13 protein-coding genes are annotated in these 13,932 nt (G+C 69.2%); 3 read left to right on the top strand and 10 right to left on the bottom strand.

Annotation, left to right across the window (positions count from 1 at the left end):
- Positions 1-1,452 (bottom strand): KamA family radical SAM protein, encoded by a 1,452-nt coding sequence (locus DEIPH_RS07450; RefSeq protein WP_034356254.1) that lies wholly within the window; start codon positions 1,450-1,452, stop codon positions 1-3.
- 158 nt (positions 1,453-1,610) lie between these two features.
- Here DEIPH_RS07450 and DEIPH_RS07445 point away from each other — a divergent pair, with 158 nt between their 5' ends.
- On the top strand, positions 1,611-2,072 hold the full coding sequence (locus DEIPH_RS07445) for an Lrp/AsnC family transcriptional regulator (RefSeq protein WP_034356252.1): 462 nt from the start codon (positions 1,611-1,613) through the stop codon (positions 2,070-2,072).
- Between the two features lie 38 nt (positions 2,073-2,110).
- Here the strand turns inward: DEIPH_RS07445 and trpD are convergent, their stop codons facing one another.
- The 8 genes from trpD to hisB all read right to left on the bottom strand — a co-directional run bounded on the left by trpD (position 2,111) and on the right by hisB (position 9,547).
- On the bottom strand, positions 2,111-3,124 hold the full coding sequence (gene trpD, locus DEIPH_RS07440) for an anthranilate phosphoribosyltransferase (RefSeq protein WP_034356283.1): 1,014 nt from the start codon (positions 3,122-3,124) through the stop codon (positions 2,111-2,113).
- Positions 3,125-3,150: 26 nt separating this feature from the next.
- The gene (locus DEIPH_RS07435; RefSeq protein WP_034356249.1) at positions 3,151-3,771 is read right to left on the bottom strand and encodes an anthranilate synthase component II; all 621 of its coding nucleotides are present in this window, start codon (positions 3,769-3,771) and stop codon (positions 3,151-3,153) included.
- Positions 3,768-4,232 (bottom strand): GNAT family N-acetyltransferase, encoded by a 465-nt coding sequence (locus DEIPH_RS07430; RefSeq protein WP_034356246.1) that lies wholly within the window; start codon positions 4,230-4,232, stop codon positions 3,768-3,770. Before DEIPH_RS07430 ends, DEIPH_RS07435 begins: the two co-directional genes overlap by 4 nt.
- Positions 4,232-5,665 carry an anthranilate synthase component I gene (gene trpE, locus DEIPH_RS07425; RefSeq protein ID WP_034356243.1) on the bottom strand — a complete coding sequence of 478 codons (1,434 nt, stop codon included), beginning with the start codon at positions 5,663-5,665 and terminating at the stop codon, positions 4,232-4,234. The genes DEIPH_RS07430 and trpE overlap by 1 nt, the downstream gene beginning before the upstream one ends.
- Before the next feature lie 314 nt (positions 5,666-5,979).
- Positions 5,980-6,246 carry a hypothetical protein gene (locus DEIPH_RS07420; RefSeq protein ID WP_034356240.1) on the bottom strand — a complete coding sequence of 89 codons (267 nt, stop codon included), beginning with the start codon at positions 6,244-6,246 and terminating at the stop codon, positions 5,980-5,982.
- Positions 6,243-8,168, bottom strand: coding sequence for a 1,4-alpha-glucan branching enzyme (locus tag DEIPH_RS07415; RefSeq protein ID WP_034356239.1), 1,926 nt, complete (start codon positions 8,166-8,168; stop codon positions 6,243-6,245). Before DEIPH_RS07415 ends, DEIPH_RS07420 begins: the two co-directional genes overlap by 4 nt.
- Positions 8,169-8,309: 141 nt before the next feature.
- Positions 8,310-8,948, bottom strand: a complete 639-nt coding sequence (hisH, locus tag DEIPH_RS07410; RefSeq protein WP_034356236.1) for an imidazole glycerol phosphate synthase subunit HisH — start codon at positions 8,946-8,948, stop codon at positions 8,310-8,312.
- A complete protein-coding gene (hisB, locus tag DEIPH_RS07405; RefSeq protein ID WP_034356234.1) occupies positions 8,945-9,547 on the bottom strand; it encodes an imidazoleglycerol-phosphate dehydratase HisB in 603 nt (200 codons plus the stop codon). The genes hisH and hisB overlap by 4 nt, the downstream gene beginning before the upstream one ends.
- Before the next feature lie 411 nt (positions 9,548-9,958).
- Between hisB and DEIPH_RS07400 the strand changes: the two genes are divergently transcribed.
- On the top strand, positions 9,959-11,524 hold the full coding sequence (locus tag DEIPH_RS07400; RefSeq protein WP_034356233.1) for a S8 family peptidase: 1,566 nt from the start codon (positions 9,959-9,961) through the stop codon (positions 11,522-11,524).
- Between the two features lie 156 nt (positions 11,525-11,680).
- Positions 11,681-12,289, top strand: a complete 609-nt coding sequence (ddrA, locus tag DEIPH_RS07395; RefSeq protein ID WP_034356231.1) for a single-stranded DNA-binding protein DdrA — start codon at positions 11,681-11,683, stop codon at positions 12,287-12,289.
- Between the two features lie 243 nt (positions 12,290-12,532).
- Here ddrA and DEIPH_RS07390 read toward each other — a convergent pair.
- The coding region (locus DEIPH_RS07390) for an ATP-dependent helicase C-terminal domain-containing protein (RefSeq protein ID WP_034356228.1) at positions 12,533-13,932 on the bottom strand (1,400 nt) is incomplete at its 5' end.

The following is a 13,932-nucleotide window of genomic DNA, read 5'->3' as shown; positions in this document are numbered from 1 at the left end:
CTAGTCTCCGCTCACCGGCTGCGGCGCCTGCGTCATCCCGTCCGGCGCGGTATCCGTCACGGCCGTGCTGTGTGTCAGGGGGCCGCTGTTCTCGCCCACCCCATACGCCGCCCACTTGTCCTCGCGGCTGTTCAGGCGGTGCTGGGTCGCGCCGGGGCGGTTGCGGCTCTCGCTGAACTCCTTGGGTTCGATGGAGATGCGCTCGCCTTCCATCAGGCCGTAGATGCCGCTCTGGCCGGGTTCCTTGCGCTGCCAGTCCTCGGGCACGGCCATGTCAGGGCCGGTGTAGTCGGTCGGCTCGGAGTAGGCCGCGATATAGCCCTCGAAGTTGCGGAGAATCAGTTTCTCGGGACTGTGCGACAGGACGTAGTTGGGCGCGACGGGAATCTTGCCGCCGCCGCCGGGCGCGTCCACCACGTAGGTGGGCACCGAGTAACCGCTGGTATGCCCGCGCAGGCTCTCCATGATCTCCAGGCCCTTGCTGACGGTGGTCCGCAGGTGGCCTGCCCCATGCACGAGGTCGCACTGGTAGATGTAGTAGGGCCGCACGCGAATCTTGACCAGCTCGCGCAACAGCTTCTGCATGATGACCGCGTGGTCGTTCACGCCGCGCAGCAGCACGCTCTGGTTGCCCAGCGGCACGCCCGCGCGGGTGAGGCGGTCGCAGGCTTCCGCGACTTCGGGCGTGATCTCCTTGGGGTGGTTGACGTGGATATTCATCCACAGGGGGTGGTTCTCGGCCAGCACGTCGCAGAGTTCCTGCGTCACGCGCATGGGCATGAAGACCGGGACGCGCGTGCCAATGCGGATGATCTCGATGTGCTCGATTTTGCGCAGTTCCGAGAGCAGGCGACCCAGAACCTTGGGCGCCAGCGTCAGCGGGTCGCCGCCCGACAGCAGCACGTCGCGCACCTGCGGCGTATTGCGCAGGTAGTTCAGTTGCGCCTCGTACTCGGCGGGGTTGAAGGTCTCGGTGGGGTCGCCCACGATGCGCGAGCGGGTGCAGTAGCGGCAGTAACTCGCACACTGCGTCGTGACCAGCATCAGCACACGGTCGGGGTAGCGGTGGACCAGGCCGGGCACGGGGCTGTGCTTGTCCTCCGCCAGCGAGTCCTCCATCATTGAGGTGAAGGGTTCCAGCTCGTGATGGGTGGGGATCACCTGACGGCGCACCGGGCAGGTGGGGTCTTCCGGGTCCATCAGCGAGGCGAAATACGGCGTGATATCCAGGCGGAAGATGCCCTCGGCGCTCGCGCCCGCCCGCTCGGAAGGGGTCAGGCGGATGACTTCTTCGAGTTCCTCGACACTGTTGATGCGGTTCTTGAGCTGCCACTTCCAGTCATACCACTGCTCGTCGGGCACGTCCTGCCACTTGGGGGCGCGGTGGTTGCGGGGCAGCATCTGCTGGGACCGGACGGTCGCCTGCGGGTGCAGGTTCGTGGGGGTGGGCATGGAGGCCTCCTGGGGAGAAAAAACGTGAGTGCTGTCTCCTTTATTCTGGCGACCCCGAAGCCCGTTTGGAAGGCGCGCAGCACGCGGCTCCGCCACCTCTCCCCACACACGAAGCTGGCAAACGCCACCCCACACCTTGCAAACGTTAAGATGGGTTCATGAAGCAGCACGGCGGCAACCTCGATCCCCTCGACCACCGCATTCTGGAGGAACTGCAAACCGACTCGCGCCTGAGCATGCGCGAACTGGGCCGCCGCGTCGGCCTCTCGGCCCCCGCCGTGACCGAACGGGTGCGGCGGCTGGAGGACGCGGGCGTGATCCTGGGCTACGGCGTGCGCGTCGCCAGCAAGCCCCTGGGGCGCACCATCACGGCCTTTATCGGGGTGCAGGACAGCGGGCGCAACGACCCCACGCTGGTCCGCTGGGCCAAGAAACACGACGGCGTGCTGGAGTGCCACAGCGTCACGGGCGACAACTCGTGCATTCTCAAGGTCGCCGTGCCGGACGTGGGCGCGCTGGAAACCATGCTGGGCGACCTGATCGGCATGGGCTTCACCTGCGACACCAGCATCGTGCTGAGTACGCCGCTGGAAGGCAAACTGCTGCTGCCGCCGGGATGAGGGCAGCAGGGGCGAGGACGGCCTGAAGGCAGGCGTTTTCAGCCTGCTGTGCGCCGGGTGTGCGCCGCGTACCGCTCCAGCAAGTCCCACCCGGCCCCGCTCGCCATCACCTCGCGTGCCCGGGCCACGCCCTCGCGGATGCTGCCCACGCGCTCTGCCGTGCGGAGGGCCGCCCCGGCGTTCAGGGCCACGATGTCGCGCTGGGCGGGGGTGCCGCCCCCCGTCAGCAGCGTGCGGGTGATCTCGGCGTTCTCGGCGGGGGTGCCGCCCACGATGGCCTCTTTGGGGTGGAGGCTCACGCCCACGTCCTCCGGGTGCAGGCGGCGGTCGATCACCTCGCCGTCCCGCAGCCCGGTGACCGTGTTCTCGCCGCAGACGGTGAACTCGTCCAGCCCGCTTCCATACACGACGGTCGCGCCCCTGGCCCCCAGCAGGCGCAGCACCTCCGCCAGCGTGCGCGTCAGGTCCGGCTTGAAGACGCCCACCACCAGATGCGTCGCCCCGGCGGGGTTGCTGAGCGGCCCCAGGATGTTGAACACCGTGCGGGCGGCCAGGTCGGCGCGCACGCTGGCGGCATGCCGCAGGGCCGGGTGGTAGTTGCGCGCGAACATGAACCCTATCCCGAGCCGGTTCACGCCGTCCGCCACGGCCTGCGGGGAGGCGTCCAGATTCACGCCCAGGGCTTCAAGGACGTCTGCACTTCCGGCGCGGCTGCTGGCGGCGCGGTTGCCGTGCTTGGCGACCGGCACCCCGGCGGCGGCGACCACGAAGGCCGTCGTGGTGCTGATGTTGAAGGTGTGCGCGCCGTCGCCGCCGGTGCCCACCACGTCCAGCAGCACGTCGCGGGGTTCCACATGCACCTGCACGGCGTTTTCCCGCATCGCCTGCGCGAACCCCGCAATCTCCTCGGGCGTCTCGCCGCGCACGCGCAGGGCCGCCAGCGCCGCCGCGAGCCGCACACTGCTCATCCCCCCCTCCATCACCTCGCGCATGAAGGCCGCCGCCTCAGGCTGGGTCAGGGTTTCGCCGTTCATCAGGCGGCCGTGCACCATCTGACCGGGATTCATCTGGCTGGAGGTCATGCGTGGGCCTCCTTCTTCTGCCCCTGATGATCGCGCACCACAACCAGGAAGTTTTGCAGCATCGCCATCCCGTCCGGTGTGGCGACGCTCTCGGGGTGGAACTGCACGCCGAACACCGGATACTCGCGGTGGCGTAGGGCCATCAGCACGTCCTCCTGCGGGTCGGTTGTCCAGGCGACCGGCACGAGTTCGGGCGGGAGGTCGCGCACCAGCAGCGAGTGGTAGCGCGTGACCCGCACGTCGTCCCCCAGCCCCGCGAACAGGCCCGAACCGTCGTGAAGCACCAGACTCGTCTTGCCGTGGACAGGCCTCAACGCCCGCTCCACCCGCGCCCCGAACGCCTCCCCGATGCTCTGGTGGCCCAGGCACACGCCCAGCGTCGGGAACTGCGGCCCCAGTTCGCGGATGACCTCCACGCTGCGGCCCGCCTCACGCGGCGTGCAGGGACCGGGCGACACCACGATGGCGTCGGGGGCAAGGTTGCGCACGTCATCCAGGGTGAAGGCGTCGTTGCGCCACACGGTGAGTTCACAGCCGAGTTCACCGAAGTACTGAACGAGGTTGTAGGTAAAGGAGTCGTAGTTGTCGATCAGGAGGATTCGGAGGAGGGAAGTCATACCGTCACCGTCGCTTTCTCTTTTCGCAGATAGATCAGGGTCACGCCGTCACGCGACTCCACCCGGTCGCGGAGATAGCCGAGGCGTTCATACAGCCGCAGATTGGTGGCGCTGCGTTTCCCCGTGAACAGTTCCAGGGTCTGCGCAGGCAGGGCAGCCTCGATGGCGCGCAGCAGGCAGGTGCCGTACCCCCGGCCCTGTTCTGCCGGGTCCACCATCAGCCGCCCGATCTGCCCCACGCCAGAGCCGTCCACACAGCCGCGCACAGAAGCGGTGAGGTGCCCGTCCAGCACGCCTTTCAGCAGGGTCTGCCCGGCAGCGTCCTCCTGCAATTCCGCGAGGGTCTGCGTCATGGGCAAGAGCGTGACTTCCGGGTACAGGGCCGCCTCGGACGCGTAGGCGCGGCGTTGCAGGTCGAGGAGGGCAGGCAGGTCGTCCGGGACAGCGGGAAGGATGAGCATCACAACCCCCCCGCCGCCATCTCCGCCGCCCGCATCAGCGCCGCCGCCTTCTGCCGCGTTTCGCGCTCCTCGCTGGCCGGGTCGCTGTCGGCCACGATGCCCGCCCCGGCCTGGATGTGCAGCCTGCCGCCCGCAATGACCATCGTCCGCAGCGTCAGGGCCATGTCGAGGCTGCCGTCGTAGGCGATGTAGCCGAACGCCCCGCCGTAGGGACCGCGCCGCACGGGTTCGAGTTCGTCGATGATCTCCATCGCGCGGATCTTGGGTGCGCCGCTGACCGTACCCATCGGCAGGACGCTGGCGAGGGCGTGCAGCGGCGTCTGTCCCTGGGCGAGTTCGCCCGTCACGCCGCTGACGATGTGCATGACGTGGCTGTAGCGCTCGATCCTGAAGGCGTCCTGGACTTCCACGCTGCCCACGCGGCTGACCCTTCCGAGGTCGTTGCGGCCCAGGTCCACCAGCATCAGGTGCTCGGCCCGTTCCTTCTCGTCGGCCAGGAGTTCGGCGGCCAGGGCGTCGTCGGCCTCCGGGGTTGCACCGCGCCTGCGGGTCCCGGCAATCGGGCGGGTGACGACCGTGTGCCCGTCGCTGCGCAGCAGGCTCTCGGGGCTGGAGGCGACCAGCGTCACGTCCCCCAGGGCCAGGTAGCCGAGGTACGGGCTGGGGTTCACCCGCCGCAGCGCCCGGTACAGCGCGAACGGGTGCGTGGTGAGGTCGGCGCTGAAGCGCTGCGAGGGCACCACCTGAAAGATGTCCCCGGCGCGGATGTACTCCAGGCTCCGCTCCACCGCGTCCATGTAGCCCTGCGGCGTGAAGTTGCTGGTGAAGGTCGGCGCGGGTGTCGGCTCCCGCCCCGGCACCTCGTCGGGGAGGGGGCCGCGCAGGCGGGCGGCGAGGGTGTCCACGACATTCTCTGCCTGGGCAGGCGTCCCGGCGGTGGCGACCGCGATCAGCCGGTGCTTCAGGTGGTCGTAGATGACCATACCCTCGGGGGCCACGAAGAGCGCGTCGGGGAGACCGAGTTCATCGGGGTTGGCGTCGGGCAGACGCTCGTAGGCGCGGACCAGATCGTAGGCGGCGTACCCCACCGCGCCGCCGATCAGGGCGGGCAGCCCCGCAGGCAGGGGGACCGGGCGGGTCGCCGCGTGGTACAGGCGGGCGAGGGGGTCGGCGTCCTCACCGTCGAAGGGGCCGAAAATCCCGCTGCTGGTCACGTGCCCGCCGCGCGACGTGAAGCGGCCCTGCTCACCGACCCCGATAAAGGAGTAGCGGCCCAGTTTCTCACCCGCCTCCACACTTTCCAGCAGGAAACTGACCGGGCAGCCCTGCGCGACTTTCAGGTAAGCGGTGACCGGGGTGTCGAGGTCCGCGTTCAGTTCGCGCACGGCGACGTGGGCAGGCCGGGGGGCAGAGGGGGGGGCGGGGTGCGTCATGCGGCTCCTGTCGGGCAAAGGAAGGGCAACAGAAGAACGCGCCCGGTGGGAGTTCCACCTGGGCGCGTCCGGTCAACAGAAAAAATGGCGCGTCAGACCCAGGCGAGGCTGGGCCACCACATCATCGCGCCGTTCACGGTCATGCGGCGAGGATAGCGCGGGACGGGCAAGGCTGCCAAGTCGTTGACACGGGCGGTCAGCATTCAGCGTTCCGACCTGTCCGGCTCCCTTGCACGCGGGGAAGGTCAGGTCCCACCCGCTCTCACGTTCTCCAGAACCGGGAGCTGAACGCAGCGCGCCAGGAGCCTCCAGCCTCAGCCCGCTGGCCGGTTCGCCGCCGTCCACAGCAGCAGGCCGATCAGGATCAGGTCGAAGGCCCAGGCGGCGGGGCGCTTGAGGCCCGGGTCGCGGCGGGCGCGCAGGAATTGCAAGGCGAGCCGCGCGACCAGCAGCAGAACGATCAGGTACGGGCTGGGCAGTGGCCCGCCCAGCAGCGGCACCAGCAGCAGCACCGCGATCAGCGCCAGCAGCACCAGGCTGACGGCGGTCAGGGGGTCGGGGCGGCGGGCGGGGCCAGTCACCGGTCCTCGCTGCGGGGCGTCTCGCCCACGTGGTCCAGAATCAGCACGCTCATGGGCGGCAGGTTCAGGCGCAGGTGGTGCGTCTGCCCGTTCCAGCCGTCCTCCCGGGCGGTCAGGTCGGGCTGCTGGGTGCCGAAGCCGCCGTACTCGCCGTCGTCGGTGGAGAGCAGCACCCGGTACTCGCCGCCCTTGGGCACACCGATGGGGTACCTCTCGCGGTAGACGGGGGTGAGGTTGGCGACCGTCAGGCTCCAGGTGCCGCCGCCCTCGGCCTCGGGGCGGGGGTCACGGCGGATGTAGGCGTACACGCTGCTCTCGGCGTCGTCGGCACTGACCCACAGTTGCCCGGCTTCCAGGGTGTCGCCCACATAGAGGTCGGGGCGCTCGCGGTACAGGGCATTCAGGCGGCGCACCAGATTCATCACGCCCCGGTGGTCCGGCACGTCCGCCAGATGCCAGGGCAGGGCCTCGTCGTGGTTCCACTCGGTCGGCTGCGCGAACTCCTGACCCATGAACAGCAGCTTCTTGCCGGGCGTGGTCCACATGGTCGCCAGAAAGGCGCGGTACCCGGCCCGCTGCATGTACCAGTCGCCGGGCATCTTCAGGACCAGCGATTTCTTGAGATGCACCACCTCGTCGTGGCTGATCGCCAGCACGTACCTCTCGCCGGTGCGGTACACATTGAAAAAGGTCAGCTTGTGGTGGTGGTACTTGCGGTAGATGGGGTCCTGCTCGAAGTAAGACAGCGTGTCGTTCATCCAGCCCATCGCCCACTTGTAATCGAAGCCCAGGCCGAAGGGCGTCGGGGAGGTGACGCCGGGAAAGGCCGTGCTTTCCTCCGCGATCATGATCGCGCCGGGGGCCATGTGATGCACGACCTCGTTCAGCCGCTTGAGAAAGGCGATGGCTTCCAGGTTCTCGCGCCCGCCGTGAATGTTCGGCACCCATTCGGTGCGGGAAAAATCGAGGTAGAGCATCGAGGCCACCGCGTCCACCCGCAGGCCGTCGATGTGGAAGTCCTGAAGCCACTTCAGGGCCGAGCCGATCAGGAACATCACGACCTCGCTGCGGCCATAGTCGAAGATGTACGTGTTCCAGTCGAAGTGAAAGCCCTTGCGGGGGTCGGCGTACTCGTACAGCGGCGCGCCGTCGAAGTGCGCGAGGCCCGCCTCGTCGGTGGGGAAGTGGCCCGGCACCCAGTCCAGCAGCACGCCGATGCCCCGCTCATGCAGGTGATTGACGAGGTAGGCGAAGTCCTCGGGCGATCCCAGGCGGCTGGTCGGGGCGTAGTAGCCGGTCACCTGATAGCCCCAGGAACCGTCGAAGGGATGCTCCATCACGCCCAGCAGCTCGACGTGGGTGTAGCCCATGTAGGCCACGTAGTCGGCCAGCCGGTGCGCCAGGTCGCGGTAGTTCAGGAACCAGCCGTCGCCTTTGCGTGCCCAGGACCCGACATGCGCCTCGTAGATGCTCATCGGCTGGGCGAAGCCGGGCGTGCGCGCGCCCATCCAGGCGTCGTCGGACCACTCGAAGGGCTGCTGCCAGATGATGCTGGCGGTGCCGGGGCGGACTTCGGTGAAGGTGCCGTAGGGGTCGGTCTTGTCCACGGTCTGCCCGTTCGCGCCCGTCACGCGGAACTTGTAGCGCTGCCCGTGCCGCGCCGACGGCACGAAGGCCCCCCAGAAGCCGAATTCCAGGCGCCTCAGCGGGTTGTCGTGGCCGTTCCAGCCGTTGAAGTCCCCCACCACGCTGACGTGGTGGGCATTCGGTGCCCACACCGCGAAGCGCACGCCCTCCACGCCGTTCTCCGTGACGGGGTGCGCGCCGAGGAGGTGGTCCGGGCGCACCAGATCGGCGGTCACCAGCTTCTGGAGGTGCCCGTGATCGAGCGGCAGGGGCAGGGCGGGAACAGGGGAACTCATGGGGGCGAGTGTACCGGGTGAGGGCCAGCGCGGAGGGTCAGGCGTCCACACCGGGGGCGTCACATGAAGAAAAACGGGAGGTCCTGGCCGCCTGAATCCGGCCGCTCAGATCAGGGCCGGTCCGCCTCTCACTCCAGCGCCTCACTCCAGCACGTGCCGCCGGAACCGCTCCAGGATGGCGAGGCCCACCGCGCCACTCTTTTCCGGGTGGAACTGCGCCGCGTGGACATTGTCCCGGCTGAGGGCCGCCCAGAAGGGCACGCCGTATTCGGTAATGGCCCCGGCGTCCACCTCCACGTCCAGCGGCACGTAATACGAATGCACGAAGTAGGCGTAAGCCGGGCAGGCCAGGTCACGCAGCAAGGGGCTGTCGCCCACCTTGTCGAGGCTGTTCCAGCCCATCTGCGGCACCTTGTGCCCGGGCGCGGCGGCGAACTTGCGGACGGTGCCGGGAATCAGGTTCAGGCCGGGGGTGCCGGGGGCCTCCTCGGAACTGGACAGCAGCATCTGCATCCCCACACAGATGCCCAGCAGCGGCGTGCCCGCGCGGGCGGCGTCCAGCACGGGGCCGTGGAAGCCGCCCGTGTCGAACGCCTCCATCACCTGCCGGAAGTGGCCCTGGCCGGGCACCACCAGGGCGGGCGCGTGCGGCACGTCGGCGGGATCGCCAGACACCCGCACCGTCATCCCAGCGCGTTCCAGGGCCTTGGCGGCGCTGCGGACATTCCCCGCGCCGTAATCGAGAAGGAGGACTTCGGGGCGGCGGGCGGGCGCGCTCACAGCAGCCCCTTGGTGCTGGCGAGGTCGCCGGACGTGACCCGCACCGCGTCACGCAGGGCGCGCGCCAGGGCTTTCACGATCGCCTCGATCACGTGGTGCGCCTCGCGGCCCGCGAGCAGGCGGACGTGCAGAGTGATGCCCGCGTGGTTCGTCAACCCCCGCAGAAACTCGCGCAGGTGGTAATGCGTCATCCCTCCTGCGTCGCCCCACACGTCCAGGCGCTCCGGCTCGAAGGCGAGGTGGGCGCGGCCCGAGAGGTCCAGCACCACGTGCGCCAGCGTCTCGTCCATCGGCACGAAGGCGCTGCCATAGCGCTCGATGCCCCGGCGGTCACCCAGCGCCTGCGTCAGCGCCTGCCCCAGCGTGATCCCCACGTCCTCGATCAGGTGGTGCGGCTCGATGTGCAGGTCCCCGCTGGCCTGCACGCCCAGCCCGATCCGGGCATGCCGCGCGAGGGCGTCCAGCATGTGGTCGAGAAAGCCGTGCCCGGTCGCGGGCGGCGTGGAGACGGATGAATCCAGCTCCAGCGTGACCGTGACATCGGTTTCGCTGGTCACGCGGTGAACCGTGGCGGTGCGGTCGGTGGCGGTACGGGCCATAGGCCCCATGCTAAGGCGTGACGCGGGCTTGCACCGGCGTCACCCTAGGGCGTCTGTCTCCCGCCTTCCGGGCGTCCAGCCGCACTGCCGGATCACTCCCGCCCGCTTCTCGGCCTCACGTTCCAGAAGCCGGCGGGAGTGTGAAAAAACATCCAGATCACATAAACATCACAGCTTTGTCACAAGTCGTTACGCACAGGGCTTGAGAAGCAATAAAGAGCAGGAAAGCCAAGCATCTTGTTTACAAATGAAATACCTAAGCAGTGCAATGAGCGCACATGTCAGGCAATCCTGTCCGTATCCCTACCTGTCTAGATGTTTTGATGAAGGCACTTTTCCGGCTCGTGATACACCTCCACCTGTCGGAAAAACCCAGTTGTTCCCGCCTGTCCAACCCCACGGAGGTTTAGGATGAACTCACGTCTTGCACTCGGAACTCTCGGCCTCACGCTTCTCCTGGCGGCATGCGGTCAGCAGCCGGCCACCCAGGCCAGCACGCCGGCAGGCGGCCCCCAGGCGAGCACCCCGGACCGCAGCAGCCGCACCGCGCCCCTGCTGGGCACCAGCAGCGCCGACACCATCCCCGGTCAGTACATCGTGGCCTTCAGCGATAGGGCGGACAGCGCCACGCTCGGCGCCCAGGATGCGGGCGGCCTGATCCGCAGCCTGGGCCTCGACCCCCAGGGGATCACCGTGCAGCACATCTACAGCCAGGCCATGAAGGGCTTCGCGGCCCGGCTCAGCGCGCAGAACCTGGCCACGCTGCGGGCCGACCGGCGCGTGAAGTACATCGAGCAGGATCAGATGATGCAGGCCGACGCCACCCAGACGAACCCCACCTGGGGCCTGGACCGCATCGACCAGCGCAACCTGCCGCTGGACAAGAGCTACACCTATGGCAGCGCCAGCAACGTGAAGGCGTACATTCTCGACACCGGCATCAACACCGCCCACACCGCCTTCGGGGGCCGCGCCGTCTGGGGCACCAACACCACGGGGGACGGCAACAACAGCGACTGCCAGGGCCACGGCACCCACGTGGCGGGCACGGTCGGCAGCAGCACCTGGGGCGTGGCGAAGGACGTGAAACTCGTGGCCGTCAAGGTGCTGGGCTGCGACGGCACCGGCTCGAACTCCGGCATCATCGCGGGGATGGACTGGGTCGTCTCCAACAAGACTGGCCCCAGCGTCGTGAACATGAGCCTGGGGCCGCAGTCGCGCTCAACCAGCCAGGCGCTGGACGACGCCGTGGCCCGCCTGTACAACAACAACGTGAACGTGGTGGTGGCGGCGGGCAACTCCAACGACGACGCCAACTACTACAGCCCCGCCCGCGCGCCCCAGGCCATCACGGTCGGCGCGACCACCAGCACGGACGCCCGCAGCAGCTTCAGCAACTACGGCACGGCCCTGGACATCTTCGCGCCCGGCAGCGACATCACCAGCACCTGGATCGGCAGCACCACGGCCACCAACACCATCAGCGGCACCAGCATGGCCACGCCGCACGTCGTGGGTGCCGTCGCGCTGATCCTGGGCGCGAACCCCAGCTATACCCCCGCCCAGGTCACCAGCGCCCTGGTCAATAACGCCACGACCGGCAAGGTCACGGGCGTGAACGGCAGCGTGAACCGCCTGCTGTACACCGGCACGGGCGGCACGGCCCCCACCCCCACGCCGGCACCCGGCACCACCTACACCGGCTCGGTCAGCCAGGGCAGCAGCAGCTGGAAGCCGGGCACGGGCGGCTTTTCCTACGCGGGCGGCACCCTGAGGGGCACGCTGAGCGGCCCCAGCGGCAGCGACTTCGACCTGTACCTGCAAAAGTGGAGCGGCAGCGCCTGGCAGGACGTGGCGGCCAGCGAGGGCGGCACCAGCAGCGAGAGCATCAACTACGCCGCGGGAAGCGGCACCTACCGCTGGGAGGTCTACGCCTACAGCGGCAGCGGCAGCTATTCTCTGGCCGAGACGAAGTAACCAGACGGCAGCGCACAGCGGGAGGGGGCATCCGACGGGTGCCCCGTTCTGCTGTTTGCGGCGCGAGAGGGCAACCGGGCCGCTTCAAAGGATGAGCAGCCTCACGACCCGTTATTCTGTCTTGACCGTAATCTCGTTCTGTTATAAACTAAATCCATGAAGCTGAGCGATGTCCAGAAACGACTCCAGGCCCCGTTTCCCGCTCATCTGGTGGGCTGGAAACCCCAAGCGTTCACCAAGGATCGCAGCCGCGCCCTGCTGCTGGCCTACGTGGATGCCCGGGCCGTGCAGGACCGCCTCGACGCCGTCTGTCCCGACGGGTGGAGCTTCGAGCTGGAAGTGATTCCCGGCACGGCGGCCCCCACCGTCAAGGGCCGCCTGACTGTCCTGGGCGTGACCCGTGAGGACATCGGCGAGGCGGGCGAGGGCGAGTACGGCACCCTCAAGGCCGCCGCCTCGGACGCGCTGAAGCGCTGCGCCGTGCAGTTCGGCATCGGCCGGTATCTGTACGACCTGCCCAAGCAGTGGGTGGACTGGAACGACGCGGGGCGCGAACCCGCCCTCACCCCCGAACTGCCCGAGTGGGCACGCCCCGACCACGAACGCAGCCCCGGCGGCGCCCATCTGGTGCAGGCGATGGAGCAGCTCCGCTACGAGCTGCCCGAGGACCTCGACCTTCAGCGCGAGGTGTACAAGCACCTCAAGGCCGCGCTGGGCAGCCTCCACCCCGTTCCCCAGGGGAGCGGGCAGGGCCGGGCCGCGTGATGCCCGCCACCCCCCGGCAACTCGCCGCCGTGATGCTCGGCATCCTGACGCTGACCCTGGTCGGCGGGGCGCTGGCAAAACTGATGTGAACCTTCAGAGCTGTGGCCCGGAGCGGACATCCCCTCCGGGCCATACGTCTTTTATACGAACTCAGATTGAATCGTTGACGGAGTGATTCAATCCGAGCGGACGCGAAAAGGGGAAAATAAGGGTTCCGTCCAATTCCATCTCCCGGAACCCGTCCTACAACCGTTTCTTGACGTGGCGCGTGGGCACGTGCGTCCAGGGGTCGTCGGGCCAGGGGTGCTTGGGGTAGCGGCCCCGCAACTCCTTGCGAACCTCGAAGTAGGAGCTGTCCCAGAAGGAGCGCAGGTCCTGCGTGACCTGCACGGGCCGCCCGGCGGGCGAGAGCAGATGCAGCAGCACGGGCGTGCGGCCCCCGTTCACCGTGGGCGTATCGGCAAGGCCGAACAGTTCCTGCAACTTCACGGCGAGGATGGGCGCGGTGCCGCCGGGCTGGTACTGGAGGCGCACGCGCGAGCCGCTGGGCACGGTCAGGTGGGTGGGCGCGAGGTCGTCCAGCCGCCCCGGCAGCGGCCAGGGCAAGAGGGCTTGCAGGGCGGGCAGGAGGTTCAACCGCCCCAGGTCTTCGCGGGTGCGGACGCCCTCCAGGGAGGGACCGAGCCAGTCTTGCAGGGTAGACAGCAGGCCGGAGCCAGACAGGTCGGGCCAGTCGGTCTCGTCGGGACGCCAGCAGCGCAGGGACTGCACGCGGGCGCGCAGGCTCTCGGCCTCGGCGCTGAAGGTGAGGAGGTGGAGGCCCTCCGCACGGATGGCCCCGGCCAGGGCCTCGACGCGCGCCGCGTGCGGCAGGTCACGCAGGGGCCGGGCGTCCAGCACCAGCGCCCCCACCCGCCGCTCCCGCTGCGCGATCAGGGTGCCGCTGCGGACGTCCCAGCGCACCACGTCTCTCCATTCGGCACGGCTCTCCAGCACGGCGGGGTCCAGCGGCGCGGCGAGGGAGATCCGGCCCTCTCCCGGTCCGGCGTCCAGATGGGCCACGGCCAGCGCCGGACTCGCGGCCAGGGTGTCCCCTTCCGGCAGCCGCGCGCCCTGCCCGCCCGCCAGCAGAAAGCGGCCCCCGCCCCCCTCCCGCGCCAGCGCCACCCGCTCGGGGTAGGCCAGCGCCACGAGCTGCCCCACCCCAAAGGGGTCGGGTGGCGTCTCGTCGGGGTGCAGGCCGAGCAGCTTGCACCACTGGCGGGACAGGCGCTCGACCCTTTCCAGCACGGCGGCGTCTCCCCCATTCCCCCCCCTCCTGGCCCGCTCGCCCCGTCGCCAGGCACGCAGGGCGGCCACGCGGTCGGCCAGATCGGCTCCCGCCCCGGCGCCCAGCGGGTCGCGTTCCTCCAGCAGCGCGGCCACGTCGGCGGCCAGGGCACCCAGCCCGAGCGCGGCGCTGTCGTGGAGCAGGTGCGCGAGGCGCGGGTGGGTGGGCAGCTCCAGCAGCGCCGACCCGCGCGGTGTGATGCGGCCCCCGTCCTCCAGGGCGTCCAGATCGCGCAGCAGCGTCCGGGCCGCCTCCACACGGGGCGCGGGCGGCTCGTCCAGCCACGCGAGCGCGGCGGGGTCCGGCGCCCCCC

This window comes from Deinococcus phoenicis, from assembly GCF_000599865.1.
Taxonomy (GTDB): domain Bacteria; phylum Deinococcota; class Deinococci; order Deinococcales; family Deinococcaceae; genus Deinococcus; species Deinococcus phoenicis.
The sequence above is the reverse complement of the archived record's forward strand: the minus strand, read 5'-3'. Positions and strand labels throughout refer to the sequence as shown.